Annotated in this window: 13 protein-coding genes; 2 read left to right on the top strand and 11 right to left on the bottom strand. The window is 72.9% G+C overall.

What is annotated here, in order from left to right; all coding sequences use genetic code 11:
* Window positions 1–44 precede the first annotated feature (44 nt).
* The 8 genes from HP550_RS11520 to HP550_RS11485 are packed head-to-tail and all read right to left on the bottom strand — an operon-like array spanning window position 45 to window position 7,353.
* Entirely contained in the window at window positions 45–530 is a 486-nt protein-coding gene (locus tag HP550_RS11520) for a hypothetical protein (RefSeq protein ID WP_175347832.1), read from the bottom strand.
* A complete protein-coding gene (locus tag HP550_RS11515) occupies window positions 527–1,321 on the bottom strand; it encodes a dihydrofolate reductase family protein (protein WP_343048137.1) in 795 nt (264 codons plus the stop codon). The genes HP550_RS11520 and HP550_RS11515 overlap by 4 nt, the downstream gene beginning before the upstream one ends.
* Window positions 1,322–1,331: 10 nt before the next feature.
* On the bottom strand, window positions 1,332–2,528 hold the full coding sequence (gene cobA, locus HP550_RS11510; RefSeq protein WP_175347831.1) for a uroporphyrinogen-III C-methyltransferase: 1,197 nt from the start codon (window positions 2,526–2,528) through the stop codon (window positions 1,332–1,334).
* Entirely contained in the window at window positions 2,525–3,955 is a 1,431-nt protein-coding gene (locus tag HP550_RS11505; protein ID WP_175347830.1) for a sulfate adenylyltransferase subunit 1, read from the bottom strand. The genes cobA and HP550_RS11505 overlap by 4 nt, the downstream gene beginning before the upstream one ends.
* Complete coding sequence (gene cysD, locus HP550_RS11500; protein ID WP_246280800.1) at window positions 3,955–4,857, bottom strand: sulfate adenylyltransferase subunit CysD; 903 nt, start codon at window positions 4,855–4,857, stop codon at window positions 3,955–3,957. The genes HP550_RS11505 and cysD overlap by 1 nt, the downstream gene beginning before the upstream one ends.
* Window positions 4,854–5,543 (bottom strand): phosphoadenylyl-sulfate reductase, encoded by a 690-nt coding sequence (locus HP550_RS11495; protein WP_175347828.1) that lies wholly within the window; start codon window positions 5,541–5,543, stop codon window positions 4,854–4,856. Before HP550_RS11495 ends, cysD begins: the two co-directional genes overlap by 4 nt.
* A complete protein-coding gene (locus HP550_RS22345; RefSeq protein ID WP_175347827.1) occupies window positions 5,540–5,698 on the bottom strand; it encodes a hypothetical protein in 159 nt (52 codons plus the stop codon). Before HP550_RS22345 ends, HP550_RS11495 begins: the two co-directional genes overlap by 4 nt.
* Entirely contained in the window at window positions 5,695–7,353 is a 1,659-nt protein-coding gene (locus HP550_RS11485) for a nitrite/sulfite reductase (RefSeq protein WP_175347826.1), read from the bottom strand. Before HP550_RS11485 ends, HP550_RS22345 begins: the two co-directional genes overlap by 4 nt.
* A gap of 363 nt (window positions 7,354–7,716) precedes the next feature.
* On the opposite strand from HP550_RS11485, the gene zapE reads away from it, so the two are divergent.
* Both zapE and HP550_RS11475 read left to right on the top strand, forming a co-directional pair.
* Complete coding sequence (gene zapE / locus HP550_RS11480) at window positions 7,717–8,739, top strand: cell division protein ZapE (RefSeq protein ID WP_343048136.1); 1,023 nt, start codon at window positions 7,717–7,719, stop codon at window positions 8,737–8,739.
* A gap of 39 nt (window positions 8,740–8,778) precedes the next feature.
* Window positions 8,779–9,483: a hypothetical protein gene (locus HP550_RS11475; protein WP_175347825.1), complete on the top strand. Its 705-nt coding sequence runs from the start codon at window positions 8,779–8,781 to the stop codon at window positions 9,481–9,483.
* A 12-nt stretch (window positions 9,484–9,495) separates the two neighbouring features.
* Here HP550_RS11475 and treZ read toward each other — a convergent pair whose 3' ends face one another.
* The 3 genes from treZ to glgX are packed head-to-tail and all read right to left on the bottom strand — an operon-like array spanning window position 9,496 to window position 16,047.
* The gene (gene treZ / locus HP550_RS11470; protein WP_175347824.1) at window positions 9,496–11,283 is read right to left on the bottom strand and encodes a malto-oligosyltrehalose trehalohydrolase; all 1,788 of its coding nucleotides are present in this window, start codon (window positions 11,281–11,283) and stop codon (window positions 9,496–9,498) included.
* 4 nt (window positions 11,284–11,287) lie between these two features.
* Entirely contained in the window at window positions 11,288–13,798 is a 2,511-nt protein-coding gene (gene treY, locus HP550_RS11465) for a malto-oligosyltrehalose synthase (RefSeq protein ID WP_175347823.1), read from the bottom strand.
* Window positions 13,795–16,047 carry a glycogen debranching protein GlgX gene (gene glgX / locus HP550_RS11460; RefSeq protein WP_175347822.1) on the bottom strand — a complete coding sequence of 751 codons (2,253 nt, stop codon included), beginning with the start codon at window positions 16,045–16,047 and terminating at the stop codon, window positions 13,795–13,797. The genes treY and glgX overlap by 4 nt, the downstream gene beginning before the upstream one ends.
* Between the last annotated feature and the right edge of the window lie 132 nt (window positions 16,048–16,179).

The raw sequence follows: 16,179 nt of genomic DNA, 5'->3' as shown, positions 1-16,179 counted from the left end.
AGGCCGGCACCCCAGTCGGGTGCCGGCCTCTCGTGCGCCAGGGCTCAGCCCAGCTCGCTGGTGCCCGCGTACAGGTGGAGCACCGGGACCTGGAGCTCCTCGCGGGCGCGGGACGCCCAGTCACGGTGGAACGTGTCCTCGACCGCGTGCGGGTAGGTCACCACGGCGACCTCGACCACGTCCCCGTCCGCGACGGCGGACTTCAGGGCGGGCAGCGGGTCGTCCTCGACGACGGAGCCGGTGGCCGCGCGACCGGCCGCGGCGAACGCCGCGATGCTGCCGGTCAGCTGCTCGTCCGCGGTGGCCCGCGCCTCGTGGTGGGTCGGCTCCTTGCCGATCGCACGGTTCCAGGCCTCCTTGAGCTCACCGAGACTGAGGTTGTCGATGATGGTGGAGACGAGGGGCCGGTCGGTGTCCGCCGGGACGAGCACGCGGTACGCGTACGTCTCGCCCTCGTGCAGGGCGAGGAGCTTCTCGACGTCGGCGCTGGCCAGGGTGTCCTCCGTGAGGACGATGATCGTGTCGGTCACGCGCCGAGCCTAACCACCTGCCAGCGACCCAGCAGCACGCCGTCCGCGTGCAGCAGGTGCCGGAGGGTGAGCGGGCGCGCCGGCTCGAACCAGGTGGGCAGGTGGGTCACCCGCCCGGCGGGCCCGCCGACCAGCTGCGGGCTCCACGTGAGGCAGAGCTCGTCGACCAGGTCCGCGTCCACCAGCTGGGCCAGGAGAGTCGGGCCGCCCTCGGACAGGACGTTCCGCAGACCCCGCTCGCCCAGGGCGGCGACGCCGGCGCGCGGGTCGACGGAACCGGGCACGGCACCGTCGGCGACGATCACGCGATCGGCGCCGATCCGCGCGCGCAGGCCGTCCAGCGCGGGGGCCGAGGCCGTGGTGAGCACGAGCGGCGGCCGGTCCGTGTCGAGCAGCGACTCGGGGAGCTCGCCGCTGGCCGTGACGATCGCGAGCTCGAGGGCGTCCGGTCGACCGAGCGCAGAACGGGCGGCCCGCAGCTCGGCGGGCACGTCCAGCGGGGGATAGCGCTCCGCACGTGCGGTGCCGGCGCCGACCAGGACGACGTCCGCCAGGGCGCGCAGCACCCGGAAGACGCGGAGGTCGGCCGGACCGTTGATCGAGCCGCTCACGCGACTCGCCCCCGTCGCGGCGCCGTCGACGGTGCTCACCATGTTGGCGCGGACGTGCACGCCGGCGGCCGGCGCGTCCGCGAACAGGGCCATGAGCTCGGCCTCGTCGTCCCGCGGGGCGAGGTGGCGCACGGGGGAGTCGTGCGGCAGGAGCACGTCGAGCGCGGGGAGGTCGGCCACGCTCGCCAACCTAGGCCAGGACGTCCGCCAGCGCCGCGACGTCCCCGATGACGACGACGGCCGGGTTGCCGACGCCACGCTCCCGGGCCCGGTCCGCGATGTCGGCCAGCGTCCCGACCGTGGTGCGCTGCCCGGGCAAGGTGCCGTTCTCGATGATCGCGACGGGGGTGCCGGGGTCCTTGCCGTGCGCCAGGAGCGCGCGCGTGTGCGAGGGCAGCTGCGCGACTCCCATGAGCAGGACGAGCGTGCCGTCGAGGCGCGCCAGGGTGGCCCAGTCGGGGGCCGTGTCGTGCGCGGACAGGATGGTGACCTGGCGGGCCATCCCGCGGTGCGTGACCGGGATGCCCGCGGCCGCCGGCACGGCGAGCGCGCTGGTCACTCCCGGGACGACCTCGACGGGGACTCCCGCGGAGAGGCACGCGAGCACCTCCTCGCCGCCGCGCCCGAGCACGAACGAGTCGCCGCCCTTGAGCCGCACGACACGGCGGCCGGCCTGGGCGCGCTCGACCAGGACGGCGTTGATCTCGGTCTGCGTCAGCGTGTGCGCGTGGGGGGACTTGCCGGCCTCGATGATCTCCACCGCCGGATCCAGCTCGGCGAGCAGCGCCCGCGGGGCCAGCCGGTCGACGACGACGACGTCGGCCTCGGCCAGCGCGCGGCGTCCCCGGGTGGTGATGAGCCCGGGATCGCCGGGGCCTCCGCCGACCAGCGTGACGTGCCCGGTCGTCGGGCGGTGGTGGCGCAGGGGAAGGTCACCGACGTCCAGCAGGAGGGCGATGGCATTGCGGAGTGCGACGGCCCGGCGCGGGTCCCCGCCGGCGCCGACGGCGACCGTGACGTCACCGGAGCGCGCGACCGCGGGGGTCCAGGCGCTGGACGCGCTCGCGTCGTCCGCCCGCACGCACCACAGCCGGGACGCCTCGGCGTCCGCAGCGACAGCGTCGTCGACCGTCCGCTCACCCGTCGCGGTGTGGACCAGCCAGGCACCGTCCAGGTCCGTGGTCAGGTACTCCCGCGCACGCCAGGTCACGCGCCCGGCGGAGGCGAGCTCTGCGAGGTCCTCGCAGAGTGCGGGTGCGACGACGAGCACGTCCGCGCCGTCCTCGACCAGCCGGCCGGCGCGGCGGGCCGCCACCGGTCCGCCGCCGACGACGACCACGCGTCGTTCGGCCAGGTCGAGCAGCAGGGGGTGCTGGGGTGTGCTCATATCCCGGACCCGGCGAACCAGTCGTCGTCGTCCTGCGCCGCCGTGGTCGACGTCAGGCGGTCGAGCAGCGTCGCGCCGATCATCCCTGCGGCCAGCGTGGTGCCGTCCGCCGGGTCGACCAGCAGGAACCCGCCGGTCCGCCGGTGCGTCGCGTACTCGTCCAGCACGATCGGCTCGGCCAGCCGGAGCTTGACCCGGCCGATGGCGTTGAGGGTGAGCGCCCGCGGCGGGATGTCCGAGGACGTGTCGGTGGCGTCGACCGCGTTCAGGGTGTCCACGCCGTCCCAGGCCTCGACCGTGAGGCTGTCCACGTCGAGCCGGGCGTTGACCTCGCGCAGCAGCGCCCGGACCGTCCGGGTGCCGACGCGGACCAGGAGGCGTGCGCCCAGGACGCTCCGCTTCTCCGCCAGCCAGCAGACGGTGCCCTCCAGGTCGGACCCCAGCGCGACCGTCTCGGCGGTCGGCACGAGGACGTCCCCGCGGGCCACGTCCACGTCGTCGGCCAGCCGGAGCGTGACGGACTGCGGCGCGTGCGCCTCGGTGAGCGGGCCGTCGAACGTGTCGATGCCGACGACCGTGCTCCGCTTGCCCGACGGCAGGACGGTGACCTCGTCGCCCACGGACACGACCCCGGACGCCACCCGGCCCGCGTACCCGCGGTAGTCGGGGTGCTCCGCGGTGCGCGGCCGGATGACCACCTGCACGGGGAACCGGAACGGCTCGGAGAGGGCGTCGCGGCCGACCTCGACCGACTCGAGGTGCTCGAGCAGCGTCGGTCCGTCGTACCAGGATGTCCGCGTGGAGCGGTCCACCACGTTGTCCCCGGCCAGGGCCGAGAGCGGGACTGCGGTGATGTCCGGGACGCCGAGCCCAGCGGCGTAGGCGGTGAACTCGTCGGCGATGGCGCGGAAGGTGGCCTCGTCGAAGTCGACCAGGTCCATCTTGTTCACGGCGAGCACCACGTGCGGCACCCGCAGGAGGGCCGTGATCGTCGCGTGCCGGCGGGTCTGCTCCAGGACGCCCTTGCGCGCGTCGACCAGCACGATCGCCAGCTCCGCGGTGGACGCACCGGTGACCATGTTCCGCGTGTACTGCACGTGCCCCGGGGTGTCGGCGAGCACGAAGGCGCGGGTGGCGGTGGAGAAGTACCGGTACGCCACGTCGATCGTGATGCCCTGCTCGCGCTCGGCACGCAGGCCGTCGGTCAGCAGGGCCAGGTCGACGTCGCCGCCGCCGCGGGCCAGCGTCGCCGCCTCGACCGCACTCAGCTGGTCCGCCAGCACCGACTTGGTGTCGTACAGCAGCCGGCCGATCAGGGTGCTCTTGCCGTCGTCGACGGATCCGGCCGTGGCCAGGCGCAGGAGGTCCCGCGTCGCGTGCTCGGTCACCGTGGCGGTCTCCTCGATCGTTGCTGACGCCGTGCCCATCAGAAGTAGCCCTCGCGCTTGCGGTCTTCCATCGCGGCTTCCGACGCGCGGTCGTCGGCACGTGTGGCTCCCCGCTCGGTGAGGCGGCTGGCGCCCACCTCGGTGATGACCTCGGGGATCGTCGACGCCGTCGACTCCACCGCGCCGGTGCAGCTCATGTCTCCGACCGTGCGGTACCGGACCGTGCGGACCTGGAGCGTCTCGCCGGTGCGCGGGCCGCCCCACCCGCCGGGCGCCAGCCACATGCCGTCGCGCTGGAAGACCTCGCGCTGGTGCGAGTAGTAGATGGCCGGCAGCTCGATCTGCTCGCGCTCGATGTAGCGCCACACGTCCAGCTCGGTCCAGTTGGACAGGGGGAAGACGCGCACGTGCTCGCCCGGCTTGTGGCGGCCGTTGTACAGGTCCCACAGCTCCGGTCGCTGGCGGCGCGGGTCCCACTGGCCGAACTCGTCGCGCAGCGAGAACACCCGCTCCTTGGCCCGGGCCTTCTCCTCGTCGCGACGGCCCCCGCCGAACACCGCGTCGAACTTGTGCGCGGTGATTCCGTCGAGCAGCGGCACGGTCTGGAGCGCGTTGCGCGACCCGTCGGCGCGCTCGGTCACGCGACCGTCGTCGATGGCGTCCTGCACGCTGGCCACGACGAGCCGCAGCCCGTGCTCGGCCACCACGCGGTCGCGGTACTCGATGACCTCGGGGAAGTTGTGCCCGGTGTCCACGTGCATGAGCGCGAACGGCACGGGGGCCGGCCAGAACGCCTTGCGGGCCAGGTGCAGCATGACGATCGAGTCCTTGCCGCCGCTGAACAGGAGCACCGGGCGCTCGAACTCGCCGGCCACCTCGCGCATGACGTGGATGCCCTCGGACTCCAGAGCATCCAGCTGCGTCAGCGTCACCGTGCTCATGTGTGCAACCCGCATTCGATCTTGGAGGTACCCGACCAGCGACCGGCGCGCGGGTCCTCACCGGGGGCGACGGCGCGCGTGCAGGGGGCGCAACCGATCGAGGCGTACCCGGCCTGGCGCAGGGGGTTGAGCACCACGTGGTGCTCCTCGACGTAGCCGTCCACGTCGTCCTGCGTCCACGCGGCCAGGGGGTTGAGCTTGACCTTGCCGCGCTTGCCGTCCCAGCCGACGACCGTGATGTCGGTGCGGGTCGGGGCGTCCTCGCGGCGCATGCCGGTGATCCACGCCGTGTACGGCTCCAGACCGCGCTCCAGCGGCTCCACCTTGCGCAGGGCGCAGCACAGGTTGGGGTCGCGGTCGTGCAGCTTCTCACCGTGCTCGGCGTCCTGCTCCGCGACCGTGCGCAGCGGCAGGATCGTGCGGAGCGCGATGTTCGTGAAGTCGGCGTAGTAGTCGCGCGTCCCCAGGGTCTCGGCGAAGTGGTAGCCGGTGTCCAGGAAGATCACGTCGATGCCAGGCGCGGCCGCGGCGGCCAGGTGCACGAGCACCTCGTCGCCCATGGAGGACGCCAGCACCAGGTCGGTGCCGAACGTCTGCGCGGCCCAGCGCAGGATGTCCGAGGGGTGCGCGCCCTCGAGGTCGCGGCCCGCCTGCTCGGCGAGCTGCTGGAGGTCGGCGGTGATCACGAGCGCGTCACCAGCCCGACGAACCGCAGCCCGAATGCGCGGGTGCACGAGCGGCACTCCCACTCGCCGTGCTTCTCGCCGGCCGGCCACAGGTCCTCGCTCGCGCAGAACGGGCAGTAGTAGGGGACCGCGCGCTCGGAACCGCTGGTGCTCATCGCAGGTCCTCCTCGTCCGCCCGCTGGGTCCACTGCGCGAACAGCTCGCCCTCGAGGCGCTGCTCGTCGAACTTGCGCGTGACGCGCTCGATGTAGTCGGGGAGCTCCTCGGCCGGGACGCGCAGACCGCGCAGCGTCTTGCCGAGCCCGACGGTCAGGCCGAGCCCGCCGCCGAGGTGCACCTGGTAGCCGTCCTCGCCGTTGGCCAGCGCGCCCTTGAGGCCGATGTCGGCGGTCTGGATGCGGGCGCACGAGTTGGGGCAGCCGTTGAGGTTGATGGTGATCGGCTGGTCGAAGGTGGGCAGCCGGTTCTCCAGCTCGCCGATCAGGTGCGTCGCGCGCGCTTTGGTCTCGACGATCGCCAGCTTGCAGAACTCGATCCCGGTGCACGCCATGGTCCCGCGCCGGAACGTGCTCGCGGTCCGGACGTGCAGCCCGACCGCCTGCAGCCCGTCCACCAGCGCGTCCACCCTGTCGGGCGCGACGTCGAGGATGACAAGCTTCTGCTCCACGGTCAGCCGGACGCGCGCGGAGCCGGCGGCCTCGACCAGGTCGGCGACCTGCCCGAGCAGTTCCCCGGAGATGCGCCCGACGGTGGGCGCGACGCCGACGTAGAAGTTGCCGTCCTTCTGCGGGTGCACCCCGACGTGGTCGCGGCGGCCGGTGGGCGGCGGAGGCGGCGCAGGGCCGTCCGTCAGGGTCCAGCCCAGGTACTCGGCCTCCAGCACCTGGCGGAACAGCTCGGCGCCCCAGTCGGCGACGAGGAACTTCAGCCGCGCACGGGTGCGCAGCCGGCGGTAGCCGTAGTCGCGGAAGATCCCCACGACGCCGGTCCAGACCTCGGGGATCTGCTCGAGCGTGACGAACGCGCCGAGCCGCACGCCGAGCTTGGGGTTGGTCGACAGCGCGCCGCCCACCCACACGTCGAAGCCCGGACCGAGCTCGGGGTGCACCACGCCGACGAACGCGACGTCGTTGATCTCGTGCGCGACGTCGTGGTGCGGGCTGCCGCTGATGGCGGTCTTGAACTTGCGCGGCAGGTTGGAGAACGCCGGGTCGCCGATGTACCGCTCGGCGATCTCGCGGATGGCCGGGGTGCCGTCGATGATCTCGTCGGCCGCCACGCCCGCGACGGGGGAGCCGAGGATGACGCGGGGCGTGTCGCCGCACGCCTCCTGCGTGCTCAGGCCGGTGGCCTCGAGCCGGCGCCAGATCTCCGGGACGTCCTCGACGCGGATCCAGTGCAGCTGGATGTTCTGCCGGTCGGTGATGTCCGCGGTGCCGCGGCCGAACTCGACCGAGACCTCGGAGATGACGCGCAGCTGCTCGAGGCTCAGGGCGCCCCCGTCGCAGCGGACGCGGAGCATGAAGAACTCGTCGTCCAGCTCGTGCGGCTCCAGCGTCGCAGTCTTCCCGCCGTCGATGCCGGGCTTGCGCTGGGTGTAGAGCCCCCACCAGCGCATCCGTCCGCGCAGGTCCTCGGGCGCGATCGACGCGAAGCCGTCCCGCGCGTAGACCGTCTCGATGCGGTGGCGGACGTTGAGGCCGTCGTCGTCCTGCTTGAACTGTTCGTTCCCGTTCAAGGGTTCGCGCTGGTCGAACGCCCACTGGCCCTCCGGGCGAGCAGCGGGCGGTGCGATCCTGGTCTGCGCCATAGGGCGGTTTCTCCGGGAGAACGTGGACGTGCGCCTGCACCCACCGCTGGGGAAGCGGTACTCCGGACGCAGACCGCGCGCCCGAGGGGGACGAGGGGCGGGGTCAGTTGCTCCGCGGACAGCAGCACACGCACAGGTCCGCGGCGTCGGTGCGCGTGCAGGCGCACACGTACAGACACGAGAGGCGGAACCCGGGGGCGATCACCTGATGAGGTTGTCACGCGATCTGGGAACGCGGGAGAGGGCGTCCGGATCATGAGATGTTCGGGCCGACATGTGGGACGGGCGTCCATGACCCGGTAAAAGGAGACCGATCCGGTCGCGATTCGAGTCTCTAGGGCGCCCGACGTAGGCTGCTCGACCGTGACCAGTCCGGGCGTCCCCAGCCTGACCCAGCGCCGGCCCGTCGTGCCGCCGGACCGCCTCCTCGCCGAGCTCGTCCCGCCCCGGCACTTCGCCGACGAGTCCTTCGCGACCTACCGCCCCGATCCGGCGCACCTGTCGCAGGCCGCCGCGGTGACCAGGCTGTCGGCCGCCGCCGAGGAGATCCGGCGGGGCGCGCAGAAGTCGTTCTGGAAGCGCGGCAAGGCCACGCCGGTCGCGGTGTACCTCGACGGCGGCTTCGGCGTCGGCAAGACCCACCTGCTCACGTCGCTGGCCCACGCGGTGGGTGTCCAGGACGCGGCCTACGGCACGTTCGTGGAGTACACCAACCTCGTCGGTGCCCTCGGCTTCCTGCCGACCGTCGAGGCGCTCGCCACCCGCCGCCTCGTCTGCATCGACGAGTTCGAGCTCGACGACCCGGGCGACACCGTGCTGATGTCCCGCCTGCTGCGCGAGCTCGCCGACCGGGGGGTCGCTCTCGCCGCCACGTCGAACACGCTGCCCGGCTCGCTGGGTGAGGGCAGGTTCGCCGCCGAGGACTTCCTGCGGGAGATCCAGGCGCTCGCGGCCCGGTTCGAGGTGCTGCGCATCGACGGGGAGGACTACCGCCACCGCTCGGTCGTCACCGACGCCGAAGGCCTGTCCGACGACGCGGTGCGGGCCGCTGCGTCCCGTCGGGACGACGCGACCCTGGACGACTTCGGCGACCTGCTCGCACACCTGGCCACCGTGCACCCGAGCCGGTACGGCGCGCTGCTGGACGGCGTCGGTCTCGTGGCGCTCACGGGCGTGCACGCCGTGCCGACCCAGGACGTCGCGCTGCGGCTGGTCGTGCTCGTGGACCGGCTGTACGACCGGGACGTGCCCGTGCTGCTGGGCGGGGCGGGGGAGAAGGACCTGTTCTCGCCCGACATGCTCGCCGGCGGATACCGCAAGAAGTACTACCGGGCGCTGTCCCGCCTGGGCTCGCTCGCCGCCGACGGGGCCGCGCTCGTCGGCTGAGTGCTTCCCGAGCGCCGGCGGCGGGTCCCACACTGGGGCATGGTGCTGCGGGTCCTGAGAGTCGTCACGGGAGTGCTGCTCGGAGTGTCCGGTGCCCTGATGTACGCCGCGTCGGGGCAGCGTTGGGGCGGTGCCTGCCCGTGGGTCGGCGGCGTCGACGACACACTGTGCGCCCTCCGGCAGGACCATCTCTACGACTTCCTGGCGCCCACCCTCCCGTGGGAGCCCGTCGGCGCAGCCGCGCAGCTGGCCGGGTGGTCGCTGCTGGTGCTCGCACTCGCCTCCGTGCCGCTGCCGTGGGCGCTCCTCGGTCGCCGGCCAGGCATCGCCTCCGCCGTGGCGCTGCTCTGTGCCGTGCTGGCAATCGGGGCGGTGGGCATCGCGATCGTGCGTTCCGGCCTCACCGGCAGCGTGGTCGAGCCGGTCGGTGCCGACGTGACCCTGTTCGTGTGGGCCCTGGTCCCGCCGGTCCTGCTCGTGCGGTTCGCGGTCGCCAGCCGCGGCTGGCCGCTGGGTGCGGCGGTCACGCTGATCCTCGCCACGCCGCTCGTGGCCTCCTTCTCCTACGCGATCGGACCTTTCGACGCGCAGCCGTGGTGGGAGGCGGTCTCCGGTCTGCTCACCGCGACGGCGGGCTTGTGCCTGCTGGGGGCCGCCGCGTTCAGCGGTCGGTCCGTGACGCCCGAGCGCAGGGTGGTGCATGCCTCCGCAGCTCTCGCGGGCGGGGAGCATGACCTGGGCTGACTGGCGACGCGGTCACGCCAGGACGACGACCGAGCGTGGCGCCGCCAGCACCAGCGCGCCGCCGGGGGTCGGCTCCATGGAGGCCGGGTCCCACGCGGCCACCACGTCCAGCGGACCGTCGGTGTGCACCGGGACGGCGACCTCCTCGCCGGACAGGTTGATGACCACGCGGGCGGCGCCGCGGTGCAGCACCATCCAGCCGTCCCACGGGACGTCGTGCGGCCCGCCCTCGGTCGCCCCGCCCCACACGAGGTCGGTGGCCGACAGGTCGCCGCTCGCCAGGTCGGGGACGGACCGCCGGAGGGCGATGAGCCCCCGGTACCAGTCGAGGATGCGGGCGTGCTCCGGGTGCGCCGGGTCGTCGAGCTCGCCGCGCGTCAGGATGCTGTCCTGGAACGGGAGCGGCGCCTGCGGGTCCGGCACCTCGATGTCGCCGCCGTACAGGACGTCCCAGCCGTGGCCGCCGAACTCGCGCCGGCGGCCGTCACGGACTGCGGCGCCCAGGTCGGGCTCGGGGTGGTCGGTGAAGAACTGCCACGGCGTGCGCGTGCCCCACTCCTCGCCCATGAAGAGCATCGGGCTGAACGGGGACAGCAGGACGAGCGCGGCCTCGACCGCCAGGCGGCCCGGGTCGAGGCGGGCCGACGGGCGGTCGCCCAGGGCGCGGTTGCCCACCTGGTCGTGCGTGGACGCGGCGACGACGAAGCGGTGGCCGTCGGTGCCGGGCGGGACCGGCCGTCCCCAGTCGAGGCCGCGGAACGTCGAGAACGCTCCGTCGTGCAGGAACACGCGGGTCAGGACCTTCTGCAGCACCTCGGGGGAGCCGAAGTCGCCGTAGTACCCGTGGCGCTCGCCGGTGACCAGGGCGTGGAGGGCGTGGTGCACGTCGTCGTCCCACTGGGCGGTCATGCCCCAGCCGCCCTCGGCGGTCGGCGTGATCGAGACCGGGTCGTTCAGGTCGGACTCGGCGATCAACGACAACGGCCGTCCGAGGCGGTCGGCGAGCGCCGCCACCTCGTCGGAGAGCTGCGCGAGCAGGTGCCGGTCCGAGAAGTCGACGAGAGCGTGCACGGCGTCCAGCCGCAGCGCGTCCGCGTGGAAGTCGCCGAACCAGCGCAGGACGCTGTCGCAGATCCACCGCCGGACCTCGTCAGCGTCCTCGCCGTCGAGGTTGATGGCCGAGCCCCACGGCGTCTGGTGGGCCTCGGTGAAGTACGGGCCGAACTCCGCGAGGTAGTTCCCGCTGGGGCCCATGTGGTTGTGCACGACGTCCAGGCAGACGCCGAGACCGCGGGCATGCGCCGCGTCGACGAACGACTGGAGGGCCGCCGGGCCGCCGTAGGGCTCGTGCACCGCGAAGAGGCCGACACCGTCGTAGCCCCACCCGTGCTCGCCGTTGAACGGTGCCACCGGCATGAGCTCCACCAGGTCGACGCCGAGCGAGACCAGCTCGTCCAGGTGGTCGATCGCGGAGGTCAGCGTGCCACCGGGCGTGAACGTCCCGACGTGGAGCTCGTAGGTGACGTGGCCGCGCGGGTCGACGCCGGCCCACCCGTCGTCGGTCCACGGGAAGGCGGACGCGTCGAACACGCGGCTCGGGCCGTGCACCCCGGCCGGCTGCCAGGCGCTGCGCGGGTCCGGGCGCGGGTCGCCGCCGTCGACCGAGTAGGCGTAGTCCGTGCCGTGGGGCAGGTCGCGGTCGTCGGACCACCAGCCGTCCTCGACGGACAGCGGAGTGCGCGACGTGCCGACGACCAGGTCGACGCGCGCCGCGGAGGGCGCCCAGACGCGGGGGAGCACCAGGTCAGCCCTCCGCCCGCACCAGCAGTGCCACGGGGAGCCGGTCGAGCAGCGGCCCGACACTGACCACGCCGCCGGCGACGGGGCGGTCGGTGAGCACGTCGTGCCACTCGCCGTCGGGCAGTGCGACCGTGTGGTCCGACCAGCCGCCGAGGCGGTCCACGGCGGCCGCGAGCCGGGTGCCGACGACCGCGACCCGGGGGTCTCCGGCCACCGTCCGGGCGTAGGTGAGCGAGTGCCCGGAGGAGTGCGCCAGCGGAAGGAACCCGCTGTCCTGACCGACGAACGCCTCGGGCAGCGACCGGCGCAGGCGCAGCGCTCGCGAGGTGACCAGCAGCTTCTCGTCGGCAAGGTCACGCGGGCCGGCACCGTCGTCGAGCCGCGCGAGGCGGGCGGCGAGGGGGACGACGTCGACGAACCGGCGGTTGTCCGGGTCCACCAGCACGGGGCGAGGCACCTCGGTGCCCTGGTAGACGTCGGCGATGCCGGGCAGGGTCAGCTGGACCAGCTTGGTGCCGAGGGTCGCCGCACGGACCGCCGGACGTGTCCGCACCTCCCAGCCGCCGAGCAGCTCCGCGACCCGGGGGTCGACGAGCGCCTGCCGTGCCGCGTCCAGGACCGCGCGCTCGTACGCCTCGTCGGGCGCGGTCCACGTGGTCCGGCTCTTGGCCTCGCGGATCGCCTTAGTGAGGTACTCGACCAGCCGGTCCTCGGCGATCGGACCCTCGTCGGTCCACGTGCCCGCCAGCGTCTGCCAGAGCAGGTACTCGGTGCGGCCGTCGAGCAGGGCGCTGCGGTAGGGGGCGGACGCGGCCTGCAGGGCGTCGACCAGCGCGGACCACTCGCGGGGCAGCTCGCTGAGCACCCCGAGGCGCGACCGGGTGTCCTCACCGCGCTTGGTGTCGTGGGTGGACAGGGTGGTCATGCCGAGGGGGGCGGACACCTGCTGCTCGGCGGCCCACGCCGACAGGTCCGTGGGCGTGAGCGCGAACTGCTCGGGGGCGCCGCCGACCTCGCACAGACCCGTGAGGTGCGTCCAGCGGTAGAACGCGGTGTCCTCCACGCCCTTGGCCATGACGGCGCCGCAGGTCTGCTGGAAGCGCACGACCAGCTCGTCGCGGCGGGCGCTGCGGGTCCGTCCGGCGCTGCCGACCTCGCGTCCCAGCAGCAGGTCGACGACGACGTCCATGGTCGCGCTGCGCTCCGACGAGAGCCGGGCCCGCGCGTGCGCGGAGGCCGCGTGCATGACCTCCAGCGACTCCGGGTGCACCGGCTCGCCGGGGACGACGTACGCGCGGTAGCGGTCGAACGCGACCAGCAGCTCGATCAGGCAGTCCTCGAGGGCGCGCCACGTGTGGTCGCGCAGGCGCAGGTCGTCGCGGCAGATGTCGGCGGCGAGCGAGGTCAGCCGGTGCACCTCCGCGTACAGGGGTCCGTCGACGATCTCGCGCTTGGCCGCCTCCGCGATGGCCGGGAACGCGTCCGACGTGTCCCCGGTGAGCCGGTGCATGACCGCGCCGAGCACCGCCGCACCGCCCGGGTCGACGAACGTCTCCTGGATGCGCCAGAGCGCCTCGTATCCCGTGCTGCCCGCGGTCTCCCAGTCGGACGGGAGCGTCTCGCCGCCCTCGAGGATCTTCTCGACGACCACCCACGCGCCGCCGCTCGCCTCGCGCAGCCGCGCCAGGTAGCCGGCGGGGTCGGCCAGGCCGTCCGGGTGGTCGATCCGCAGGCCGTCGATCGTGCCGTCCTCCAGCAGCGACAGGACGAGCGCGTGGGTCGCGTCGAACACCGCCGGGTCCTCGACGCGGACCGCCAGCAGGGTGCCGACGTCGAAGAACCGCCGGTAGTTGAGCTCCTCGTCCGCGACCCGCCAGTACGCCAGCCGGTAGTGCTGGCGCTCGACCAGCTCCGCGAGGGACAACGACTCGGTGCCGGGCCGGACCGGGAAGACGTGGTCGTAGTAGCGCAGGACGGTCCGCGTCCCCTCGCCGGGGATCTCGACCTCGTCCAGCGCCAGCTCGTCGCGACCGAGGACCGCCCCGATGCGGTCGCCCAGCACGGGCATGAGCACCGCGCCGTCGCCCGCGGACCAGTCCACGTCGAACCAGTCGGCGTAGGGGGAGTCAGGGCCCTCCGCGAGCACCGACCACAGGGCCCGGTTGTGCCAGACCGGCGTCGGGACCGCCATGTGGTTCGGCACGATGTCGAGCACCAGGCCGAGCCCGGCGTCGTGCGAGGCCGTCGCCAGCCGGCGCAGCGCGGGCAGACCTCCGAGCTCGGGCGCGATCTCGTCGTGGTCGATCACGTCGTACCCGTGCGTCGAGCCCGGCGCCGCGCGCAGGATCGGGGACAGGTACACGTGCGTCACGCCGAGGGTGGTCAGGTACGGCACCCGCGCCGCGACGTCGTCGAGCGTGAGGTCGGCGCCGAGCTGCACCCGGTACGTCGAGACCGGCACGGGTCTGCCCGCCGTCGGCAGGCGGCGGGTGGGCGTCGGGCGCGGTTCGCTCATGCGCTGGGGCGCGGCCGAGTGGTCCGGCGCTTCGGCTTCTCGTCCGCCGGCTCCCCGTGCCCGCGGCCCTTCGTCTGCTTGGCCGCCTCACTCGCCGCCGTCGCGACCGCGCCGATGCCCGACGACGTGGGCGACGGGGCGATCGACGGCCGGGTGAACACGATGATCGACTTCTCGCGGAGCTCGAGGGTGGTGCCCGCGTCGACCGTGCTCCCCGCCTCGATCTGCGAGTCCGTGTCCACGACCGCGGTCCACGTGTCCCCGAACCGGCTGCTCGGGAGGGTGAACGTGGCGGAGTCGGGCTGCCCGTTGAACAGGACGAGGAAGCTGTCGTCGACGATCTCCTGGCCGCGCTGGTCCGGCTCGGCGATGGCGTCGCCGTTGAGGAACACCATCACGGCGCGGGCGTGGTCGGCGGCCCAGGCCTCGTCGGGCATGTGGTGCCCGTCCGGTGCGAGCCAGGACAGGTCGAGGAGGTCGGACTCGTCCGAGAGGTCGGGCTCGCCCGCGAAGAAGCGTCGGCGGCGGAACACCGGGTGGTCCTGGCGGAGCCGCACGAGCCGACGCGTGAACTCCAGGAGGTCGGTCTTGTCCTGGTCGAGGTTCCAGTCGACCCAGGAGATCGGGCCGTCCTGGCAGTAGACGTTGTTGTTGCCCAGCTGGGTGCGCCCCAGCTCGTCACCGTGCGCGATCATCGGCACCCCCTGCGAGAGCAGCAGGGTGGTGAGGAAGTTGCGCCGCTGGCGCGCCCGCAGCGTGGTGATCCCGGGGTCGTCCGTCGGCCCCTCGACACCGCAGTTCCACGAGCGGTTGTGGCTCTCGCCGTCGTTGTTGCCCTCGCCGTTGGCCTCGTTGTGCTTCTCGTTGTACGACACGAGGTCGTTGAGCGTGAAGCCGTCGTGGGCCGTGAAGAAGTTCACGCTGGCGATCGGGCGCCGACCCGTGTGCTCGTACAGGTCGGACGAGCCCGACAGCCGGCTCGCGAACTCACCGAGCGTTGACGGCTCGCCGCGCCAGAAGTCGCGGACCGTGTCGCGGTACTTGCCGTTCCACTCCGACCACAGGGGCGGGAACCCGCCCACCTGGTAGCCGCCGTCGCCGACGTCCCACGGCTCCGCGATGAGCTTGACCTGCGAGACCACCGGGTCCTGGTGCACCAGGTCGAAGAACGCCGACAGCCGGTCGACCTCGTGGAACTGCCGGGCGAGCGTGGCGGCCAGGTCGAACCGGAAGCCGTCGACGTGCATCTCGAGGACCCAGTAGCGCAGCGAGTCCATGATCAGCTGGAGCACGTGCGGGGAGCGCATGAGCAGCGAGTTGCCGGTGCCCGTGGTGTCGAAGTAGTGCGCCTCGTCCTCGTCGACGAGCCGGTAGTAGTTGGCGTTGTCGAGGCCACGGAAGCTCAGCGTGGGGCCCTGGTGGTTGCCCTCGGCGGTGTGGTTGTAGACGACGTCGAGGATGACCTCGATGTCGGCGGCGTGCAGCTCCTTGACCATCGCCTTGAACTCCTGCACCTGCTGGCCGGCGTGCTGGAACGCGGCGTAGCCGTTGTGCGGGGCGAAGAACCCGATGGTGTTGTAGCCCCAGTAGTTCGAGAGGCCCTTCTCGACGAGCGACGGGTCGTTGACGAACTGGTGCACCGGCATGAGCTCGACCGCCGTCACGCCGAGCGACGTGAGGTGCTCGATGACCGCCGGGTGGGCGAGGCCGGCGTAGGTGCCGCGCAGCTCCTCGGGCACGGCGGGGTGCTGCATCGTCAGACCACGCACGTGCGCCTCGTAGATGACGGACTCGTGGTACTGGTGCTGCGGCGGCCGGTCGTGGCCCCAGTCGAAGTACGGGTTGATGACGACGGAGGTCATCGTGTGCGCCGCGGAGTCGTCGTCGTTGCGCTCGGCGGGGGCGTCGAACTGGTAGGAGTACAGCGACGGGTCACCGTCGATCTGCCCGTCGATCGCCTTGGCGTACGGGTCCAGCAGCAGCTTGTTCGGGTTGCAGCGCTGGCCCTGCGCAGGGTCGTACGGACCGTGCACGCGGTAGCCGTAGCGCTGCCCGGGCGTGATCGCCGGCAGGTACCCGTGCCACACGAACGCGTCGACCTCGGTGAGGTCCGTCCGCGTCTCGGAGCCGTCCTCGGCGATCAGGCAGAGCTCGACTCGTTCGGCCACCTCCGAGAACAGGGCGAAGTTCGTCCCGGTCCCGTCGTAGGTGGCGCCCAAGGGATAGGGGCGTCCAGGCCACATCAGCATGGGCCCAGGGTGCCAGTCAGCCGTCCATCCGGCGCGGGGGGCGGCGTCGATCCGGCGTGGAGTTCGCCACACCGCCAGGCGTTGCGCTCCGGGCGACGACCTGGTGCGCTGGTCCGACGAGAGCGGAGAAGG

This window comes from Cellulomonas humilata (genome assembly GCF_013359775.1).
In the GTDB taxonomy this organism is placed as follows: Bacteria; Actinomycetota; Actinomycetes; order Actinomycetales; family Cellulomonadaceae; genus Cellulomonas; species Cellulomonas humilata.
Note: the sequence above shows the minus strand (reverse complement) of the source record. Positions and strands in the feature narration are given on the sequence as shown.